Source organism: Longimicrobium sp. (assembly GCA_036377595.1).
Lineage (GTDB): Bacteria > Gemmatimonadota > Gemmatimonadetes > Longimicrobiales > Longimicrobiaceae > Longimicrobium.
The window spans coordinates 188,237-208,188 of the sequence record DASUYB010000108.1 but is presented as its reverse complement, the minus strand read 5'-3'; the positions used below and the strand labels follow the sequence as shown (position 1 = coordinate 208,188).

The following is a 19,952-nucleotide window of genomic DNA, read 5'->3' as shown; positions in this document are numbered from 1 at the left end:
GTAAACCTCCGTTTCCTCCGTTCCCTCCGTGTGAGACTATTCTCATCCGTGGCATGCGTCCGAGCGCCAGGTGGACTGTGGCTCGGGAGCCGGCCACAGATTCCTCAGGCGCCACGAGTTTGGCATGGAGGACAGGGCGGCGCAGCGCCTTCGGAATGACATTTCCTCCTCAAGTGCACAGTTGATCCGGAGATCTGGTCTCACACGGAGTCAGCGGAGTCAGCGGAGGGGATGGCCCCGACCCGGGTCCTCCGATGACTCCGTGTGATTCCTTCTCATTCTTCCGAATCCCCGCGGCAAGTTCCTCCAAGACGATCGCCGCGCGCCACGAGGAGCTTATCCCGTGGACGCGCCGGGGCTCGGTGCCGGCTCGAGGCGCGCGGGGCAACGCGAGGGACCGCGAACCCGGGGGGTCTCCGATGAGAAGGACGACGTTCTGCGCGGCGCTGTCGGCGGCGTGCCTGGTATTGCTCCCGTTCCGCGCGCACGCGCAGCGCAAGATCGAATGCGAGTCGCAGGCGGGGCGCCGCACGATGTGCGAGGCCGATACCCGCGGCGGCGTATACCTGCACGAGCGGGAGAGCGCCGCGCCGTGCACCTACGGCCGCACCTGGGGCTACACGGGCAGCGCGGTGTGGGTCTCCGACGGGTGCCGCGCCGAGTTCATCGTCGACCTCCCACCCGTCGTCGCGCCGCAGCGGCCGCTGAGCGCCGCCGACGCCCTGCGCGTCTGCCGGAACGCCGCGGCGGCGCGCCTGGGGCTGACCGACCCCTCCGCGGTGCGGATCGACGTGCAGCCGCCGGACGCGCAGGGCGGGCGCGCCATCGGGTGGAGCATTGGCCGGCGCTCCGGAACCTGCCGCGTGAGCGCCACCGGCCAAGTCACCGGCTGGACCGTCCGCACCCAGCGCTGAGAAGCCCTTCCTCGTCGCGGAGACGTCCGGCGAAGGTGACCACCCCGATCGTCCCCTCCGCCGCGGCGGCCGCCGGGGGCGCCCGGGCGGCTCCGGCACCCCCGATCCCATCTCCGGAAAATGCCGGATTCCCGCACGATCCGGCCGCGCTCCGGTACGCCCTGGAATCCCCGCATCTCCACGCGGAACGCGCCGATCTCCCCTCCCGCCCCGCGCGGCAAAATCCTCCAAGACGCCATCCCCATCCCTGGCGAAGTTCCGCTCCACGGATCGCCCGGGCGGCCCCGCGCTCCCTCGCAGACGGGGGATGCGCACCCGCTCGAGGCAGCCTCTCCGCCTGCCCCGTCGCCACGCGCCGCGGCGGCCGGACCGGCGGCCGGCCGGGATGGCGGGGAGCAGGATCGCAGCTTCGGCCGCACGGGTGCGGCCGCGAGACGGCTACGTGGTGGTGGCGGTGAGGGGACCCACGACTCGCACGCACCACGGAGACCGCCGTGACGTGCCTGACGCGGGCGCCAGGAGCGTCGTTCATCGCCCTCATCCCTCCACCGAAAGGAGGCGGCGTGAAACGCACCACCCTCACAACCATCCTCTGCGGGCTGGCCATGCCCGTGGCGGCGCAGGGGAACGCGCCCAAAACCACCTTCGAGGTCTACGGCCACGTGATGACCGACGCGGGATACCAGGTCGAGACCAACGACCCCCTGTGGTTCGACGTCCTGCGCCCCACCAAGCTTCCCTCGGAGCCCGGCGAGTTCGCGCCCGACGGCAGGAGCTTCTTCGGCGTGCGGCAGAGCCGCTTCGGCGTGAGGACGAACACCCCCACCCCCGCCGGCCCGCTCAAGACGCACTTCGAGTGGGAGCTGTTCGGCACCGGCGTGGACGCGGGACAGACCACCCTGCGCCTGCGCCACGCCTTCGGCGAGCTGGGGCACTTCGGCGCCGGGCAGACCTGGAGCCCGTTCATGGACATCGACGTGTTCCCCAACTCGCTGGAGTACTGGGGGCCGAACGGGATGGTGTTCTTCCGCAACATCCAGATCCGCTACATGCCCATCCAGGGCCCCTCGCGCGTGAGCATCGCGCTGGAGCGGCCCGGCGCCAGCGGCGACGGCGGCGTCTACGCCGACCGCATCGAGCTGGCCGACGTCCGCCCGCGCTTCCCGTATCCCGACCTGTCGGCCGAGGGGCGCTTCGCGCGCAAGTGGGGATACGTGGAGCTGGCGGGGATCCTCCGCTGGATCGAGTGGGAGGACGTGGGCGACGACGCCTTCGACCTGTCGGGTGACGCGTGGGGATGGGGATTGAACCTGAGCTCGAACCTGAAGCTGACCAAGAACGACGTGGTGCGGCTGCAGGCCGTGTACGGCGAGGGGATCGAGAACTACATGAACGACGCCCCCGCCGACGTCGGCATCCGCGACAACCCGGGGAACCTGGTGACGCCGGTGACCGGCGAGGCGCTGCCGGTGCTGGGGCTGGTGGCCTTCCTCGACCACACCTGGGGCCCGCGCTTCAGCACCTCGCTGGGCTACTCGCGGGTCGACATCGACAACTCGCCGCAGCAGGCCCCCAACGCGTTCAAGACCGGGCAGTACGCGCTGATCGACCTGCTCTACTACCCGATCAAGAACGTGACCATGGGGATCGAGGGGCAGTGGGGGCACCGCGAGAACCACTCCAACGGCTTCGACGCCGACGATTGGAGGATCCAGCTCGGGTTCAAGTACAACTTCTCTCACACCTGGGAGGTAACCCCATGAACGCGTGGAAGCTTCGCATACGGCGGTCGGCGTGGGCGGCGGGGCTGGCCGTGCTGGCGGTGAGTGGATCGGCCGCGGCCCAGCCCACCCCCGCCTCGCAGCGCATGCCGCGGCCGGCCGCGCCCGCGGCGCTGTCGCCCCCCGACATCCAGGCGGCGGTCGACGCGGCGTTCCAGCGCTACCGCGGGCTGCAGGAGGGAAAGAACGCCGACTACATCCCCGTGCTGGCACAGGTGGACCCGAAGCTGTTCGGGATCGCGCTGGTGACCGCCGACGGGCGCGTGTACACCGCCGGCGACGCGCAGACCGAGGTGTCGATCCAGTCGATCTCCAAGGTCTTCACCATGGCCGAGGTGATCCGCGAGCTGGGCCCCGACACGATCGAGAAATCGATCGGCGTCGACGCCACGGGGATGCGCTTCAACTCCATCGTGAGCATCGAGCTGGCGCAGAAGACGGGGAAGTCGGAGCTGAACCCGCTGGTGAACCCGGGCGCCATCGCCGCCACCAGCATGGTGCGCGGGAGCACGGCCGACGAGGTGTGGGCGCGCATCCTGGGGATCCACAACGAGTTCGCGGGGCGGCCGCTGCGCGTGCTGAACGACGTGTACCGCTCCGAGTCCGACACCAACCAGCGCAACCAGGCCATCGGCGCGCTGATGCTGGCCTACGGCTACATCAAGAGCAACTGGCAGCAGGCGGTGGACCTGTACACCCGGCAGTGCTCGATCGGGGTGAACGCGCGCGACCTGGCCACCATGGCGGCCACGCTGGCCTTCGGCGGGCACAACCCGGTGACGCAGAAGCAGGTGATGGACCCGGCGCAGGTGCCCAACGTGCTGGCGGTGATGGCCACGGCGGGGCTGTACGACGACTCGGGGAAGTGGCTGTACACCACCGGGCTGCCGGCCAAGAGCGGCGTCGGCGGCGGGATCATCGCCGTCTCGCCGGGGAAGTTCGGGATCGCGGTGGTCAGCCCGCCTCTGGACGAGGCGGGAAACAGCGTGCGGGCGCAGCGCGCCATCGCCGACATCTCCAACGCGCTGGGCGGCAACCCGTTCGCCGCGGGCACGCCGGCGCGCTGAGCGCCGCGGCGGGCCGCCGCTGGAGGCGCGCGGCCCGCCCGGCGTGGTGCCATCCATCGACCGATCAACGGCAGACAAGGAGGAGGGGATGGCGGGACGGATGCTCACGGCCGCGCTCCGGCGGGCGGCCCTGCCGGCGATCCTGCTCGCCGTCCTCGCTCCCCGGCTCGCCGCGCAGGACGAGGCGCCGACCACCGCGCCCGCCGAGGCCGCGGCTGACACGGGGTACCAGAACACCTCCGCCGGCGAGTTCACCCCCGCCAAGGGGTTCGACATCCTGCGGACCGAGCGGGGGAGCCTGAACGTGAGCTTCTACGGGCTCTTCCGGTACATGAACCAGCTCCCCGGCGAGCAGACGTTCACCGACCACCTGGGGCGCGAGCGCACGGTGAAGGCGCGCAACGACCTGAACTGGCACCGCACCTTCATCTGGCTCACCGGCTTCTTCTGGACCCAGAAGTTCCGCTACAACATCTCGCTCTGGTCGCTCCCCACCACGCAGCAGACGCTGCTGTTCGGAAACCTCCAGTACCGCTTCGGCCGGGCCGCCACCATGGGCGTGGGGATCGTGCCCAACCTCACCGCGCGCTCGCTGCAGGGCTCGTGGCCGTTCTGGGCGTCGAGCGACCGGCAGATGGCCGAGGAGTTCTTCCGGGGGGGCTTCTCGTCGGGGATCTGGGTCACCGGGCAGCCGGTGCCGCGGCTCTACTACAACGTGTCGCTCAGCAACAACATCAGCCAGCTGGGGGTGGTGGCGGCCAACGACACGCGGAACCTGTTCTACAGCACCAGCGCCTGGTGGATGCCGACCACGGGGGAGTTCGGCCCCCGCGGCGGGCTGGAAGACTTCGAGCACCACGAGCGGCTGGCCACCCGCTTCGGCGTGTCGGCCGGCGCCAGCCGCGAGGCGCGCTACGCCAACGACAGCGTGCCCCCCAACGCCACGCAGATCAAGCTGGCCGACGGGGTGAACCCGTTCGACACGGGCGCGCTGGCCGAGGGGGTGACGGTGCAGAAGCTCGACTACCGCGAGATCGCCGTGGACGTGGGGCTCAAGTACCGCGGCGCCTCGTTCCAGGGCGAGGCGTACTGGCGCACCCTCTCCAACTTCCAGACCGACGTCCCCCTCCCGCCCGCGGCCGCGGCCGACGTGGACGACCGCGGCTTCCAGCTGCAGGCGGCGTACATGGTGGTGCCGCGGCGGGTGAACCTGCACGCCACCTACGGCTACGTCGACGACCAGTACGGCCGCAACCCGTGGGAGCTGTCGGGCGGGGTCAGCGTGTATCCCAGCGGCACGCGCAGCTGGCGGCTGAACCTGCACCTGATCCGCATCGAGCGGAGCCCCACCGCGTCGAGCTTCGGCTTCTACGCCGCGGGGCAGAGCGGCACCACCGTCTCGATCGGCACCGACATCCTGCTCTGACGGGCAGCGGGCCCCCGATCCGGAGGAATGCTTCGATGGCACCCTCGCGTCCTCTCCGCCGCGCCGCCGCGGTCCTCGCCGCGGCGCTGGCGGCCGCCGCGGGCCCGGCCTCCGCGCAGGCCGCGGCCGCGCCCGAGTTCGACGACTCGCACTTCCACCTGACCAACTACGTGCAGGAGGGGACGGACGTCCACGACTTCCTGCGCATCATGGGCACGCGCGTGGGGCGCTCCACCCTGTTCGGCATCCCCCTGCAGCAGATGTGGTCGTACGCCAACTCGGGCGACCAGGCGCCGACCTACTACCTGCAGAGCGACGCGCCGCTCTACTACTACTCCTTCACCGACGCCTACATCGCCCAGGCGTACCGCTCGCTGACGGCCGCCGAGCAGGCGCGGCTCGACCCCATGATCACCGGCTTCAACCCGGCCGACATGTACGCCGCCGACCACATCCGCCGGGTGCTGCTGACCTTTCCCGGCGTGTTCAGCGGGATCGGCGAGTTCAGCGTGCACAAGGAGTTCGTCTCGTCGAAGGTGGCGGGCGAGGTGGCCAGCCTGACCAACCCGGCGCTCGACCGCATCCTGGCGCTGGCGGGCGAGGCGGGGCTGGTGGTGATCTTCCACAACGACATGGACGTGCCCTTCGCGCGCGCCGGGGCCGAGCCGGCGTACCTGGCGCAGATGAAGGCGCTGCTGCGGCGGCACCGCAACGCCACCATCATCTGGGCGCACATGGGGCTGGGGCGGGTGGTGCATCCGGTGCAGGCGTCGAGCGTGGCGCCGGTCACCGAGTGGAACCCCAACCACGGCACCATCGTGGAGGGGATCCTGGCCGACACCACGCTGCGGCACGTGTACTTCGACCTCAGCTGGGACGAGGTGGCCAAGTACCTGCTGGCCACCCCCGAGGTCACCCGCCGCTCGGCCGCGCTGATCAACCGCTATCCCAGCCGCTTCCTGTTCGGCACCGACGTGGTGGCGCCCAGGGACTCGGCCCAGTACTTCGCCGTGTTCGACCGCTACCGCCCGCTCTGGGCGCTGCTGACCCCCGAGGCCGGCGCCATGGTGCGCCGCGGCAACTACGAGCGGCTGTTCGACGCGGCGCGGCAGAGGGTGCGAGCGTGGGAGGCTCGCGCGAAGCAGACGGAGGCCAACCACACCTCCGCGCAGATCGTCATCCCGCCGTCGCCGCCCCCTCCACCCCCGCCGTCGCTGCCGCCGACGCCCTGACGGAGCCCGGCGGCCTCCGCTTCCTGAAAGGGATTTCACGCAGAGGCACAGAGACACGGAGGCACGGAGAACTCATCGCGGGGAGTGAGATCATCCCGGTCGATCGGCCATGCATTTCCCACCGGCCAACAGCATGTCATCACACGGAGGGAACGGAGGGAACGGAGGGAACGGAGGAAAAACAATGATCCTCCGTTCCCCTCCGCGTGACCGCTGCCAGCATTCCCAGCAACCGCCCGCGCCGCGTCCAAGTGGCGCTCCTGGCGCAACTTCCGCCACCCGGCCATCCACGCGTCCGGTCATGGGCCAATTTCTCCCAATACCAGTCGCCACGGCTCGCCTAGCTTCGCAACGAGTCATCGGACGGCCCGAACCAGGTGCGCCGTCGTTCCCTGAACGTACCACGAGCTGAGGAATGCCATGTCCAGCAGAGACGACATCAAGGACGATGACAGCGATCTGTTCGACCCCGCGCCCCAGGTGGCCATGGTTCCGGCCGGCCTCGACCGTAGGAAGTTCCTCATGCGCAGCGCCGTGATCTCGGCCACTGCAGTGATGACCGGCTGTGAGCGATCGGACGTGGAAGCAAAAGCCCCTCCGCCGGCCGCCGAGGGCGAAGCGGCACCGCCGGCCGGTGGCCCCCAGGTCCCCTTGTCTCCCGACCTGGACGTTGTGAAGAAGGGACAGGGGCCGGTGCTGACGACCGTGGACGAGTTCTACAAGGTGGGCCCGGGGCCTTCCAGCTCGCACACGATCGGTCCGATGCGCATCACTTACGATTTCTACCAGCGAGCTGCCAAACTGCCCGCCGAGAAACTGGAGAAGGCTACGAAGCTTCGGGTGAACCTGTTCGGAAGCCTCAGTGCGACAGGAAAGGGCCACGGCACGGAACGAGCCGCACTCGCAGGGCTGGTGGGGAAAGAGCCGGCTACGGTCGACCCTGCGTTTCTGGACAGCCTGCGAGACAAGCCCGGTCAGGTGTTCCCGGTGAAGCTCGGCAACAAGTCGATCAACGTGAGCCTCGCAGACGTCGTCTACGATGCCACCAAGGGCAATTTCAAACACCCGAACACGATGACGGTCAAGCTTCTCGCCGGGGACGAGGTGTTGCTCGAGCAGGAGTACTACTCGGTGGGCGGTGGATTCATCGAGTGGAAAGGCTATACGCCCCCGAAGAAGAACCCGCCCAGGTACCCGTTCCGCACCATGAAAGAGCTGCGGGCGCATGCCGACCGCAACCACACCACGATCGCCAGGATCATGCTGGCAAACGAGATGTCGATTGCGGGCAGGTCGGAAGCGGAGGTCTACGCCTTCGTCGACAAGATCATCGACGCCATGCTCGCGACCGTGAAGTCGGGGCTTTCCATGCCGGAGAACAACGTCCTCCCCGGCCCGATCAAATTGCACAGCAAGGCCGCGTCGGTATACAAGCGCGCCCTGGACGACAGGTACGAGTCGGATCGCGGGATCGGCGCACTGTCGGCGTTCGCCCTGGCGGCCTCGGAGGAGAACGGGCGAGGACACCTCGTCATCACCGCGCCGACGGGCGGTTCCGCCGGCGTCATGCCGTCGCTGGTCTATGCGCTGATGGAGGTCCGGAAAATCGACCGGCAGAAGATCCGCGACGGCATGCTCGCCGCGGCTGCGGTGGGCTACCTTTGCAAGCACCATGCGACGCTGTCTGCGGCCGAGGGCGGTTGCCAGGCAGAGATCGGCGTGGCCTCGTCGATGGCCGCAGCCCTGACCGCTTCGGCACACGGCGCCCCGTCACTGGTCGTCGAGAACGCGGCCGAATCCGCCCTGGAGCATCACCTGGGCATGACGTGCGACCCGGTCGCCGGTTACGTGCAGGTTCCCTGCATCGAGCGATGCGCCTTCGGCGCGGTCAAGGCCTGGACGGCCTACCAGATCGCCAGCAACGAGATCGCGTCCAGGCACCGCGTCGATTTCGACGAGACGGTGATGGCTCTCGCCCAGACGGCAAGAGACATGAACTCCAAGTACAAGGAAACCAGCGAAGCCGGCCTCGCTCAATCCGTGACCCTCTGCTGACGCAAGGGGGCTCCTCGCTCGAACCTGGCTCGCGGAACAGTTCTGCGGAGAGGCCGCACCATGGCCCGTCGAATGTCGATACCCGGCGCATTCGTCATGCTTTCGGTCGCAGTCGAGTTGACGTGCGTGACGCTCTTCGTGCCTTCGGTCCATGGACAGTCTCCGGCCCCTCCGGCGGCGGCGGATTCAGCACGCGCCGGCGGGCAGCCGGAAGCCGCCGATACGACCGAGCCCAACGGCGGTCGTTTCGACGGAATCATCATCGCGCAGAGCCCCAGGGGCGCCCGCGTGCCGTTTCTGCTGAAGTTCAACGACGATACACAGCTCCGGTATCTCAACACGGTTTCGTCCGACAGTACGTTCACCGATCACCTCGGCAATGTCCGTGAGGTTCATAGACGGAACGACATCACGGTCAATCGCCAGATGTTCAACTTCAGCGGCTACGTTTTCGACGAAAGGCTCCTCTACAGCCTGAAGATCTGGACCTCGGCCGGCGCCGCCTCGATCGTGATCACCGGCAACCTCGGCTGGCGCTTCAGCAAAGCCTTCACGCTCACCGCGGGCTACACCGGGGTCCCGGGCAGTCGATCGCTGGTCAACACCTTCCCGTATTTCCAGACGATCGACAGGACCATGGCGGACAACTTCTTCCGTCCCGGTTTCACCCAGGGGGCCTGGGCCAGCGGAGAGCTCGGGGCGGGGGTGAGCTACCTGGCGTTCGTCGGCAACGGGATCAATACGTTGAACATCTCCGCAGCCAAGATCGATACCCGTCTGGCTCTTTCGGGAAGCGTATGGTGGGAACCGCTGGGGCCCTATGGAGAACCGGGCAAATCACGCCAGATGTACGATGATTACTTCTCCTCCAGAACACCGCGCGTTCGAATCGGTACCTCGTATACGAGATCCCGCGAGGACCGTTTTTCGAGTCTCGATCAGTCGATTCCCGAGAACACGTCACTCTACAATTCCGACGGCGTGCTCGCCTTCTCGACGGGAGCGTTTGCGACGGATGTAACGCTCGCGGAGGCGTTGTATCAGATGTGGGCGATCGATGCAGGCGTCAAATGGAACGGGCTGACGGTCAACGGCCAGCACTTCATGCGCTGGCTGAACGATTTCGTCGCCGACGGACCGCTTCCAGTCGAATCCACCTTCGACCGCGGCTTCGAGCTGACGGCGGGGTATTTCGTAGTGCCCAGGAAGCTCCAGCTCTATGGCCGCGGGGCTCAGGTCTTTGGAGAATTTGGCGATTCTTCCGAGTATGGCGGTGGGGCAAGGTGGTATTTCCTTCCCACCGAGCGGATGTGGCTCAACGCGGAGCTGCTCCGGGTCAACCATGCTCCCTATAGCGGGACCTTCACTCCGTACACCGCGGGTATGAACGGCTGGGTGCCGATGCTCCAGGCGGTCCTCGCTTTTTGAAGATCGGCACCGACACCGGGGGTGATATCATCCCGGTCGATCGGCCATGCATTTCCCACCGGCCAACAGCATGTCATCACACGGAGGGAACGGAGGGAACGGAGGAAAGACAACGAACCTCCGTTCCCTCCGTTTCCTCCGTGTGAACCTTTTCGATGGATCGTGATGCGCGGTCGCCTGTCTGCTCCGGGATGAGTTCTCTGTGTCTCCGTGTCTCTGTGCCTCTGTGTGACAAAAGATTCTGTTTCTGCTGACTCTGCTAACTCTGCGTGAGACAATCTCTTCCCTCACCCCGCGCCGCCCATCAACCCCATCCAAGCGTCGGCTCCGATCGCCCCGGTAGCGTTCGCAGGACGGCGCACCGGCGGCACCGCGCATCGCCGTGCCCCGCGCGGGGCCCGCGTGCGCCCGGGAGGAGATTGACGATGACGCCGAGACTCCGTTCGCTGCGAGCGGCGCTGTGCGCCGTGCTGGCCCTGGCCCCCGCCGCGGCGCGCGGCCAGCCGCCCGCCGGCTCGGGAAGCGCGGACCTGCCCGCCGGGTGGGCGCGCGCCGCGGCGGGCCCCCGGTACCGCGCCTCGGGCTTTCGCCTGTGGCTGATGGGCGAGAGCTACCGCCCGCTGTGGGACACGCCCGTGGCCGTCCCCGTGCTCCGCCCCGACACCTTCGCCGGCGGGCTCGCCGTGGACCGCGCGGGCGGCGGGCGGTCGACCGAGGCGCTGCGGCTGAAGGGGCGCAACGGCGTGGAGTACGTCTTCCGCTCCGTCGACAAGAACCTCACCCCGGCCATGCCGCCGGACCTGCGCGGCACCCTCCCGCACGCCATCGCGCAGGACCTGGTGGCCGCCGAGCACCCCGGCGCCGCGCTGGTGGCCGCCCCGCTCCTCGACGCGGCGCGCGTCCTCCACGCCACGCCGCGCCTGTACCTGATGCCGCCGCACCCCTTCCTGCGCGAGCACCGCGAGCGCTTCCACGACCGGCTGGGAGCGGTGGAGGTCCGGCCCACCGACGGCTTCGCCGGCGCGGCCGACGTGCAGGGGTGGGAGGACTTCCGCAAACTGCTCGAGGACGACCCGCGCAACCGCGTAAACGCGCACAACCTGCTGGCCGCGCGGCTGATGGACGTGTTCCTGGGCGACTGGGACCGGCGCTGGGACCAGTGGCGCTGGGCGCGCTTCGACGCCGACGGCATCCGCTGGTGGAAGCCCGTCCCCCGCGACCGCGACAACGCCTTCTTCGACGCCGAGGGGGTCGTGGCCTCCCTCGCCCGCGGCTGGGTTCCCACGCTCACGCGCTTCGGGCCCGAGTACGACGCCATGATCCGCTACCACTCGCATTCGGCCGAGGTGGACCGGCGCCTCCTTTCCGAGCCCTCGCGCGCGGTGTGGGACTCGCTGGCCCTCACCCTCCGCACGCGGCTGACCGACGCGGTGATCGACGACGCCGTGCGCCACCTTCCCCCCGAGTACCTGGCGCAGGGGGGCGAGGAGCTGGCCGCCACGCTCAAGGCGCGGCGCGACGCCCTCCCCGAGGCCGCCGGCCGGCTCTACCGCCTCCTCGCGCGCGAGGTCGACGTGCACGCCACCGACCGGGCCGACCGCGCCGAGATCGTGCGCCGCCCCGACGGCTCGGTGGACGTGGTGGTGCACGCGGCGGCGGATCCCCGGGGGTGGCCGTACTTCTACCGCCGCTTCGTCCCCGGCGAGACGCGCGAGGTGCGCGTCTTCCTGCACGGCGGCAACGACGTGGCCATCGTCCGCGGCGCGCCGGGCGGCATCCTGGTGCGCGTGATCGGCGGCGGGGGAAGCGACGAGCTGCGCGACCAGGCCGCGGACCACGGCCGCACCGTGTTCTACGTCGACCGCGGCGAGAACCGCGTCTTCCCCGGCACCGGCGCCAGGGTCGACACCCGCGCGTGGGAAGAGCCGCAAATGCGCTCGCTGGTGGGGATCCCGCCGCGCGACTGGGGGACGGCGTCGTCGCTCTTCACTCCCTACGCCACCTGGGAGCTGAACGTGGGCCCGGTGGTGGGCGTGGGGCCCAGCTGGACGCGCTACGGCTTCCGCCGCACGCCCTACGCGCGGACGGTGGGGGTCCGCGCGCTCTGGGCGCCGCTGGAGGGTGGGTTCGGCGGCATGCTGCGCTACGACCGGAAGCTCACCAACCGCCCGGCCGAGGTGTGGCTGAGCGCGCGCGGCAGCACCTTCGAGAACGTGCGCTTCCACGGCCTGGGAAACGACTCGCCCGAGGATCCCGACAACGATGCGTTCGAGGTGCAGCAGACGCAGGTGCGCGCGCAGGCCGCGTACGAGGCGCGCCCCGCCCCGTGGGTCACGCTGTTCGCCGGCCCCGCCGCGAAGTGGACCGACCCCGGCGAGCTCGACGCGCCCCACGCGGGGGTGCGGGGCGACGAGTCGTTCTGGCAGGCGGGGCTCGCCGGCGGCGTGGACGTGGACGAGCGCGACGACGTGGTGGACCCGCGCCACGGCGCGCGCATGTGGATGACGGCGGAAGGATACGGCAGCGACCTGGGGAGCCCGTTCGCCCGCCTGGAGAGCGAGGCGTCGGGGTTCCTCTCCGTTCCCGGCTACGCGGGACCCACGCTGGCCCTGCGCGCTGGCGGGCAGGTGGCCATGGGCGACTATCCCTTCCAGGAGTCGGCGTTCGTGGGCGGGCCCGGCAACCTGCGCGGCTTTCCCTGGCAGCGCTTTCGCGGCGACCTGGCGCTGTACGGCTCGGCCGAGCTGCGCGCGCGGATCGCCTACGTGAACCTGGGGCTGGCGCGGGTGCACCTGGGCGCGTTCGGGCTGGCCGACGCCGGGCGCGTGATGCTGGACGGCGACTCGCCCGGCGGCTGGCACGCGGGCTTCGGCGGGGGCGTGTCGCTGCGGACGCTGGGCCACTCGGGCACCATCGCCTACGCGCACGGCGAACGCGGGATCATCTACGTCACCTTCGGGATGCCGTACTGATCCGGGGACACTGCGATTCCCGGCGCGATGCCCGCGGCCGGATCACGGGGAGGCACGGAGGACCGCGGCCGGTTCTCCGTGCCTCCGTGCGTGTCGCCGCCACGGACGTCGTCCCGGGCCCCGGCTCAGGTAGCGCGGCGCCAGATCGCCAACTGCGTCATCAGGGGAGATCGGTGCAGGGCCAGCGCTCGGCCGTGCCCGCCGGCCCCTTGCCGGATGACGATCGGCCTGGCTCCTCCCCTCTCGCATCCGATCCGACATGCCGGAAATTTCCGGCACGTCGATTTCGAACACCGCTCCCCACTCGATCTCCCCACCTCGATCTCCATCCGCGCCGCGAAGTCCGTCCGCCGTCGCACCTCGATCTCCTCGAAGCGCCAATCTCCGCCGCATCCCCGCGTCACGGCAGCGCGCGCCTGCCGGTCGGGGTCGCCGCGCCGCCAGCTTTGCCAGCACAGTAATCACCATCTGATGACGCAGTTGAGAGCGCCGAGGCCCACGCCGGAGCCTGGGAGGAGGGTGAGATTGCCCGGCAGGCCGGCGATCTCTCCCGTCCGGCGCAGAAATCTTCCAGCGCCGCTCGGGATGAGGGCCATCGGGAGCGCGCGATCGATCCTGGAAGAAGGGGACGACCGGCCGGCGGGGGATGGCGGATCGGGGTGGAAATCCTTCCCCGGCAACGATATCCAATCCTCCGTCCCGTGGGTGGCCCGATCTTACGGGGCGACCTGGACGTGGTGCCGCGCGACGCCTCGCGCGACCCCGCACCGGGCGTATTCCGGGAAGCAGATCGGACACCACCGAAGGGAGGGGGGCACATGCAGACCCACCGGCTACGCCTGGGCGGCGTAATCGCCGCCGCCGTCGTCGGCCTGGCCATGATGGCCGCGTGCGGCGACGATGACTTCTCCAACCTCACGCCCGAGCAACGGGCCCACGCCATCCGCACACTGGTGCAGTTCACCCAGGGGGGCGGCGACCGCGTGCTGCGCGCCGGCCACGACACCCGCGTAGGGGCCCTGGTCACCGACGTGGCCGGGCTGCCGGTGGAGGGCGCCGGCGTGATCTGGTCGACCGCGCAGGGAAGCGGCTCGGTGGCGGCCGACGCCTCGGACACCGACGCCGACGGGTCGGTGCGCGGCACGTGGACGCTGGGCACCATCGCGGGGATCCAGGAGGTGGTGGCCACGGTCGACGGCACCAACGTTCTGGACCGCAACGACGTGGTGGTGTTCCCCGACTCGGTGGTGGGGTCGCTGACCGTCGCCTCGCGCGCCTCGATCGTGCACGGCGACACCACGCGGGTGCTGGTGACCGACGCGCGCGACCGCTACGGGAACGCGTACGTGCTGACCGGCACCTCGGCCGCCAATCCCCCGCCCATCGAGTTCACCAGCCTGACCCCGTCGATCCTCACGCTGATCTCCACCACCTCGCGCAGCGCGCTGGTCAGCGGCGTGGCGGCGGGCACGGGGGTGATCGTGGCGCGCAGCGACGGCAAGGCCGACACCGTCACCATCCAGGTCACGCCCTGACGCCCCGGGGCGGGAAGCTTCCCGGCGCGGCGCCCTCCGCCCGGCGCCGGGAGCCGCTTCCCTCCTCCACGCCGGCGGAGAAGCGCGCCGGCGCTACCCTTCGTCCTGTCGATCGATTCGCACGGAGGCCGCGATGGAACGCATTCCGCCGATGAGGAGCCTGCCGCGCCGGGCGGCCGCCGAGGCCGTCGGCACCTTCGCGCTGGTGCTGGTGGGCACCGGCGCCGCCATGGTCGATGCGGGGACGCGCGGCTCGCTGGGGCCCGTGGGCGTGTCGCTGGCCTTCGGCGGCGTGGTGGCGGCGATGGCCTATGCGCTGGGCCACGTCTCCGGCGCGCACATAAACCCGGCGGTCACGGTGGCGCTGTGGTCCATCGGCCGCTTCCCGCGCGGCGACGTGGCCGCGTACGTGGTGGCCCAGTGCGCCGGCGCCACCGCGGCGTCGCTGGCGCTGCGGGCCGTGCTGGGGATGGTGGGCGGCCTGGGCGCCACCCTTCCCGCGCTGGGCGAGGCGCGCTCGTTCGCGGTGGAGTGGCTCCTGTCGTTCCTGCTGATGTTCGTGATCGTGGCCGTCACCACCGACGAGCGGGTGGCGCCCGGGTTCGCGGGGCTGGCGGCCGGCCTGGCGGTGGGATTCGGGGTGATGGTGGGCGGCCCGCTCACCGGCCCGTCGCTGAACCCCGCGCGCTCGCTGGGGCCGGCGCTGGCCGGCGGCCCGTGGACCGGCCACTGGGTCTACTGGGCCGGGCCCGTCGCGGGGATGCTGGCGGCGGTCCGCGTCTACGACTTCCTGCGCCCGGGCGGCACGGTCGCCCCCGCCGCGGACAAGCCGCTGGGCGTGGAGGGCCCGGTGATGCCGTCGCACGCCTGGCCGCCGCCGCGGGTCACCGAATGGCAGGCCGGCGGAACGCACGTCCACGGCGGGTGACCCGCATCGGCCGCGGCGTGGCGAACCGCGGCCGTGGCCCGGGGAGAGGGAGACGAGAGTGGCGGGAGGGTGACGTCCTGCCCCACGCGTGGCGCGCCGGACGTATCGGTGGACCGGATCCACGGATCCCTGGCGCGCGCCTGCAGCCGGTGTTCCGAACGCGAAGGCGTCGCCCCACCGCGCCGCGGCAGGTGAAACCCCGGAGGCGTGACTCGATGCAGCCGCGAGACCATGCGACGGCCGGGGCGGACGCCGGTCACCCGCGCGAACCGTCGCCCGGATACCCGTTCGACGCGGGGCCGCTGCCGCGGCTGCGCGCCGCGCTGCACTGCCCGGCCGAGGCCCGGCGCCTGGCGTGGCGCCGAGCGGCCGCGGCGGCCGCCGTGGCGTGGCTCCCGCTGCTGGTCCTCTCCTCGCTTCCGTGGACGGCCGGGCCCTCCGCCCGCCCGCTCTTCCTGCGCGACGTGGCCGCGCACGCCCGCTACCTGGCCGCCATCCCCCTGCTGGTGGGCGCCGAGCCGTGGTGCCTCCCGCAGCTGGCCTCGATCGTCCGCCACTTCACCGGCAGCGGGCTGATCGCCGGCGCCGACCGCGCGCGCTGGGACGCGCTGGTGGCCCGCGCCCGGCGGCTGCTGGACGGCCGCGGCGAGGAGGTGGCGCTTCCCGTGGCGGCGTACCTGGCCACGGCGCTGCTGGCCGGCGTGGTGTACCCCCACGCCGGCGCGGGGTGGGTGGCCCCGGGGGGCGCCATCTCGGCCGCGGGGTGGTGGCGGGTGCTGGTCAGCCAGCCGCTCTTCCTCCTCTGCCTGCTGGGGTGGCTCTGGCGGGTGGCGGTGTGGGCGCGGCTGCTGTGGGGCGCCAGCCGGCTCCCGCTGCGGCTGGTCCCGTCGCACCCCGACCTGGCGGGCGGGCTGCGCTTCGTGGCGGTGTCGCTGCGCGCCTTCGCGCCGGTGGCGCTGGCCATCGGCACCGTGGTGTCGGGCACGCTGGCCGGCGAGATCCTGGCGCACACCGATCCCGCGCCCCGGCTGGGGAGCGTGGCCACCGTCGCGGTGGCGCCCGCGCTGGCGCTGGCGCTGTTCGCCGCGCCGCTGCTGGTGTTCGCGTGGCCGCTGCACCGGGCGCGGCTGCGCGGGACGCTGGACTACGGCGCGCTGGCCGGCGCGCTGGGCCGACGCTTCGAGGAGCGCTGGATCCGCCCGGCCGACGCGGTGGACCCCGGCGCCCTGGAGGTGCAGGACTTCTCGGCCACCACCGACCTCTACTCCATCGTCGCCAACGTGCGCGGCCAGGTGCTGGTGCCGGTGGGGGTGAGGGACCTGCTCACGCTGGCGGCGTGGGCGCTCCTCCCCTTCATCCCCCTGCTGCTCCTGCTGATGCCGCTGAGCGAGGTGCTGTCGCGGATGGCCGAGCTGCTCCTGTGATCTCCCCAGCCCCTCGTCCGCTGGCCGGAGACCCGGGACGGACGGGCGGGGGCAAGAGCCTCCTATCACCTGTAAATGGCTGCCTTAGCTTGAGATGCAGCCGACGCCCGGCCGGGTGGCCCGACGGCGCGGTTCAACCCCGGGAGGAGGAAGACGATGATGAAACACCGGACCAGAGCTGCCATCGCGCTGGCGCTGGCCGGCACGGTGCTCGGCGGGGGCCGGGCAGCCGGCCAGCAGGCGGTGATGGACACGGCCGCGACCAACGCGCTCGGGCGGATGGGCCAGTACCTGGCCCAGCTGACCGAGATGCAGGTGAACGCCACCATCACCAAGGAGGACGTCCTTCCCGACGGCCAGAAGGTGCAGACCTCGGGCACCGCCGACCTGGTGGCGGTGCGCCCCAACCGCCTGCGCGTGGCCATCGACGGCGACCGGCAGCAGCGGCTCCTGCTGTACGACGGGACGACCTTCACCGTGTGGGCGCCCAAGCTGCGCTACTACGCCAGCGCCCCGGCCCCCCCCAGCATCATCCAGCTGGCCGATACCCTCGAGGACCGGTTCAACATCGAGCTGCCGCTGGTGGACCTGTTCCGCTGGGGCACGCCCAACGCGCCGCTGTCCGAGATCCGCGGCGCGCGCGACATCGGGCCCAGCGCCGTGGGCGGCGTGACCTGCGAGCACTACGCCTTCCGCCAGAACGGCCTGGACTGGGAGGTGTGGATCCAGAAGGGCGAGCACCCGCTCCCGCGCAAGCTGGTGCTGAACACGCTCAACGACCCCGCGCGGCCCCAGTACACGGCCACCTACACCTGGAACCTGGCGCCGTCGTACGGCAGGGACTCGTTCACCTTCGTGGCGCCGCCGGACGCCCGCGCCATCCCGTTCAGCCAGATGCGTCCGGCGTACGCACTGGGACAGCAGTGAAGGAGGGAGAGATGATGAAGCTCGCGCGGTGGCTGGTGGTGGTCTTCGCCACCCTCCTGCTCGTCCACCTCGAGGTGTCGGACCTCGCGGCGCAGCGGCGCGGCGGCGGCGGCGGGCGTGGCGGTGGTGGGTTCCGCGGCGGCGGCGGCGGAGGCCGTGGCGGCGGGGGATTCCGGGGCGGTGGCGGGGGCGGGTTCCGCAGCGGCGGCGGGGGGTTCGCGCGGAGCACGGCGCGCAGCTCGGTAAGCGCGCGTCCCTCGCGCCCCAGCTTCGACCGGGGATCGTCCCGCCCGTCGTTCGGCAGCGGCGCCTTCGGCAACCAGAGGCCCAGCCGGCCCGAGCGCCCGGCCCGCCCCGAGCGTCCGGCACGCCCCGAGCGTCCGCAGCGTCCCGAGCGGCCCGACCGCCCCGACCGCGGCGACATCAACAGGGGAGACTTCAACAGGGGAGACTTCAACACGGGCGACATCAACATCGACCGTGACATCGACATCGACGACGGCGGCTGGTGGGACAACGACTACGGCTGCTGCGACCATCCTCTCGCGGCGACGGCGGCGCTGGGCGCCGCGGCGGCCATCGGCTACGGGGCGGCCAGCTACGGCGATGTCTACACCACGCTTCCGGGGTCGTGCGTCGAGACCATCGTCAACGGGGTCTCGTACTGGCAGTGCGGGAGCGACTGGTACCAGCCGCAGTTCTACGGGACCGATACCACCTACATCGTAGTGGCGCCCCCGCAGTAGCCCGCGCGAGCCCTCGGGGGCGCTCGAAACCAGGACGGGGCCGCCGGCATCGCGCCGGCGGCCCCTTCTCTCGTTCCTCCTGCGGGACGGGAGATTCGGTCATGAGAATGACTCACACGGAGGGAACGGAGGAAACGGAGGATTTACTCATCATCCTCCGTTCCTCCGTTTCCTCCGTGTGAGTCATTCTGTTGGTCTGATTGCACAATGAATCCGCAGATTCGGTATGAGGCGCGCCCGGAGAGATTCGAACGCCCGAGCTTCTGATCCGTAGTCACCCCTCCCCTGGATGCGGAAGGCATCACCGCGGCGATCCGCGAAAAGCTTGCGCCAGCCGCTGCGGGTGGGGAAGCTTTCCCTTGTGAACGGCGTGTCGCGGGCCGTCCGGCCCCGGAGCTCTCGTCCTGTTTCCGCGCATGCAAGACGTCGCGGGCCCGGCCCGGCGGTTCGACGAGGTCGTGCGGGAGCACGGCGCGGCCCTCGCGCGCCTCGCCGCGGTCTACGCGGCCGAGCCGGCGGACCGGGACGACCTGCTGCAGGAGATCTGGGTGGCGCTCTGGCGGGCGCTCCCCCGCTTTCGCGGGGAGTGCTCCCTGCGCACGTTCGTGTACCGGGTCGGCCACAACCGCGGCCTCACCTTCCGCGCGCGGCAGCGGCGGAATCCCTCCGCCGAGCTGCCGCCCACGCTCGCGGACCCGCGCCCCGGACCCGACGCGGAGCTGGCGAGATCGCGCCGCCACGAGCGTCTGCTGGACGCGGTGCGCCGCCTCCCCGAGCCGCAGCGCCAGGCGGTGACGCTGTCGCTGGAGGGGCTCTCTCACGCGGAGATCGCCGAGGTGGTGGGGACGACGGAGAACAACGTCGCGGTGCGGCTCTCCCGCGGGAGAGCCGCGCTGCGGGAGCTGCTGGAGGCCGGGGGATGACGCAGCCCGAGAGCGATTGGGAGAGCTGGCGGAGCGACTGGCAGGCGGATGCCGGGCCGCTTCCCGACGCGCGGGAGCTCGTCGCGTCCGAAACTCGTCGCGTACGCCGCGCCGCGGCGGCCGAGATCGCCCTGGCCGCCCTGGCGGTCGCAGGACTGGCCGCCGCGCTGCTGCACACCCCGGAACGCGAGGACATCGTGCGCGCCGTGGCGGTGGCCAGCCTGATCGTGCTGGCGCTGGCGATCCGGCTGGTGCAGCGCCGGAACAGGCCGTCGGGCGGAGAGGCCACCGCCGCCTTCGTGGAACTGTCGCTGCGCGGCCGCGTCCGACAACTCCGGGCCATCCACTTCGCCTGGGTCGTGGTGGCGCTGGAGCTCGCCTTCCTGGTGCCCTGGTGGATCGACGGCTTCCGCATCCACCGCGAGGCGCTCACCGCGCCCGTGTTCATCGCGGCGTGGTGGCTTCCCGCGCTGCTGCTGGCCGCGCTCCTCGCCTGGACCTTCCGCCTGCACCGGCGCCTGCGTGGGGAGGTGTCCCGGCTCGAAGCGCTGCGCGCCGAGCTGCGCGCGTAAGGTTTTCGCGCCGCGGGAGACT

Annotated in this window: 15 protein-coding genes; all 15 read left to right on the top strand. The window is 71.0% G+C overall.

Annotation, left to right across the window (positions count from 1 at the left end; genetic code table 11):
- Nucleotides 1–419 precede the first annotated feature (419 nt).
- The 15 genes from VF092_19730 (at nucleotide 420) to VF092_19660 (ending at nucleotide 19,930) form a co-directional block, all read left to right on the top strand.
- Nucleotides 420–914, top strand: a complete 495-nt coding sequence (locus tag VF092_19730) for a DUF3011 domain-containing protein (GenBank protein HEX6749535.1) — start codon at nucleotides 420–422, stop codon at nucleotides 912–914.
- A gap of 563 nt (nucleotides 915–1,477) precedes the next feature.
- Complete coding sequence (locus tag VF092_19725; GenBank protein ID HEX6749534.1) at nucleotides 1,478–2,677, top strand: DcaP family trimeric outer membrane transporter; 1,200 nt, start codon at nucleotides 1,478–1,480, stop codon at nucleotides 2,675–2,677.
- Nucleotides 2,674–3,762 (top strand): glutaminase A, encoded by a 1,089-nt coding sequence (glsA, locus tag VF092_19720; GenBank protein HEX6749533.1) that lies wholly within the window; start codon nucleotides 2,674–2,676, stop codon nucleotides 3,760–3,762. The genes VF092_19725 and glsA overlap by 4 nt, the downstream gene beginning before the upstream one ends.
- An 88-nt stretch (nucleotides 3,763–3,850) precedes the next feature.
- Nucleotides 3,851–5,188 (top strand): hypothetical protein, encoded by a 1,338-nt coding sequence (locus VF092_19715; protein ID HEX6749532.1) that lies wholly within the window; start codon nucleotides 3,851–3,853, stop codon nucleotides 5,186–5,188.
- 35 nt (nucleotides 5,189–5,223) lie between these two features.
- On the top strand, nucleotides 5,224–6,420 hold the full coding sequence (locus VF092_19710) for an amidohydrolase family protein (GenBank protein ID HEX6749531.1): 1,197 nt from the start codon (nucleotides 5,224–5,226) through the stop codon (nucleotides 6,418–6,420).
- 420 nt (nucleotides 6,421–6,840) lie between these two features.
- Nucleotides 6,841–8,475: an L-serine ammonia-lyase gene (locus VF092_19705; GenBank protein HEX6749530.1), complete on the top strand. Its 1,635-nt coding sequence runs from the start codon at nucleotides 6,841–6,843 to the stop codon at nucleotides 8,473–8,475.
- 60 nt (nucleotides 8,476–8,535) lie between these two features.
- Nucleotides 8,536–9,903, top strand: coding sequence for a hypothetical protein (locus VF092_19700; protein ID HEX6749529.1), 1,368 nt, complete (start codon nucleotides 8,536–8,538; stop codon nucleotides 9,901–9,903).
- Between the two features lie 425 nt (nucleotides 9,904–10,328).
- Nucleotides 10,329–12,875: a BamA/TamA family outer membrane protein gene (locus VF092_19695; GenBank protein HEX6749528.1), complete on the top strand. Its 2,547-nt coding sequence runs from the start codon at nucleotides 10,329–10,331 to the stop codon at nucleotides 12,873–12,875.
- A gap of 818 nt (nucleotides 12,876–13,693) precedes the next feature.
- The gene (locus tag VF092_19690; GenBank protein HEX6749527.1) at nucleotides 13,694–14,410 is read left to right on the top strand and encodes a hypothetical protein; all 717 of its coding nucleotides are present in this window, start codon (nucleotides 13,694–13,696) and stop codon (nucleotides 14,408–14,410) included.
- 133 nt (nucleotides 14,411–14,543) lie between these two features.
- Nucleotides 14,544–15,338, top strand: a complete 795-nt coding sequence (locus VF092_19685; GenBank protein HEX6749526.1) for an aquaporin — start codon at nucleotides 14,544–14,546, stop codon at nucleotides 15,336–15,338.
- Nucleotides 15,339–15,553: 215 nt separating this feature from the next.
- Entirely contained in the window at nucleotides 15,554–16,762 is a 1,209-nt protein-coding gene (locus VF092_19680) for a hypothetical protein (protein ID HEX6749525.1), read from the top strand.
- 156 nt (nucleotides 16,763–16,918) lie between these two features.
- The gene (locus tag VF092_19675; GenBank protein HEX6749524.1) at nucleotides 16,919–17,689 is read left to right on the top strand and encodes a DUF2092 domain-containing protein; all 771 of its coding nucleotides are present in this window, start codon (nucleotides 16,919–16,921) and stop codon (nucleotides 17,687–17,689) included.
- Between the two features lie 11 nt (nucleotides 17,690–17,700).
- Nucleotides 17,701–18,435: a hypothetical protein gene (locus tag VF092_19670; GenBank protein HEX6749523.1), complete on the top strand. Its 735-nt coding sequence runs from the start codon at nucleotides 17,701–17,703 to the stop codon at nucleotides 18,433–18,435.
- Nucleotides 18,436–18,851: 416 nt separating this feature from the next.
- Nucleotides 18,852–19,358, top strand: coding sequence for a sigma-70 family RNA polymerase sigma factor (locus tag VF092_19665; protein HEX6749522.1), 507 nt, complete (start codon nucleotides 18,852–18,854; stop codon nucleotides 19,356–19,358).
- Nucleotides 19,355–19,930, top strand: coding sequence for a hypothetical protein (locus VF092_19660; protein HEX6749521.1), 576 nt, complete (start codon nucleotides 19,355–19,357; stop codon nucleotides 19,928–19,930). The genes VF092_19665 and VF092_19660 overlap by 4 nt, the downstream gene beginning before the upstream one ends.
- Nucleotides 19,931–19,952: the final 22 nt, after the last annotated feature.

Coding starts and splice junctions, on each gene's coding strand:
- VF092_19690 (HEX6749527.1), top strand. CDS start 13,694: ATGCAGACCCACCGGCTACGCCTGGGCGGCGTAATCGCCGCCGCCGTC.
- VF092_19660 (HEX6749521.1), top strand. CDS start 19,355: ATGACGCAGCCCGAGAGCGATTGGGAGAGCTGGCGGAGCGACTGGCAG.
- VF092_19700 (HEX6749529.1), top strand. CDS start 8,536: ATGGCCCGTCGAATGTCGATACCCGGCGCATTCGTCATGCTTTCGGTC.
- VF092_19670 (HEX6749523.1), top strand. CDS start 17,701: ATGATGAAGCTCGCGCGGTGGCTGGTGGTGGTCTTCGCCACCCTCCTG.
- VF092_19675 (HEX6749524.1), top strand. CDS start 16,919: ATGATGAAACACCGGACCAGAGCTGCCATCGCGCTGGCGCTGGCCGGC.
- VF092_19705 (HEX6749530.1), top strand. CDS start 6,841: ATGTCCAGCAGAGACGACATCAAGGACGATGACAGCGATCTGTTCGAC.
- VF092_19715 (HEX6749532.1), top strand. CDS start 3,851: ATGGCGGGACGGATGCTCACGGCCGCGCTCCGGCGGGCGGCCCTGCCG.
- VF092_19665 (HEX6749522.1), top strand. CDS start 18,852: ATGCAAGACGTCGCGGGCCCGGCCCGGCGGTTCGACGAGGTCGTGCGG.
- VF092_19685 (HEX6749526.1), top strand. CDS start 14,544: ATGGAACGCATTCCGCCGATGAGGAGCCTGCCGCGCCGGGCGGCCGCC.
- glsA (HEX6749533.1), top strand. CDS start 2,674: ATGAACGCGTGGAAGCTTCGCATACGGCGGTCGGCGTGGGCGGCGGGG.
- VF092_19730 (HEX6749535.1), top strand. CDS start 420: ATGAGAAGGACGACGTTCTGCGCGGCGCTGTCGGCGGCGTGCCTGGTA.
- VF092_19695 (HEX6749528.1), top strand. CDS start 10,329: ATGACGCCGAGACTCCGTTCGCTGCGAGCGGCGCTGTGCGCCGTGCTG.
- VF092_19710 (HEX6749531.1), top strand. CDS start 5,224: ATGGCACCCTCGCGTCCTCTCCGCCGCGCCGCCGCGGTCCTCGCCGCG.
- VF092_19680 (HEX6749525.1), top strand. CDS start 15,554: ATGCAGCCGCGAGACCATGCGACGGCCGGGGCGGACGCCGGTCACCCG.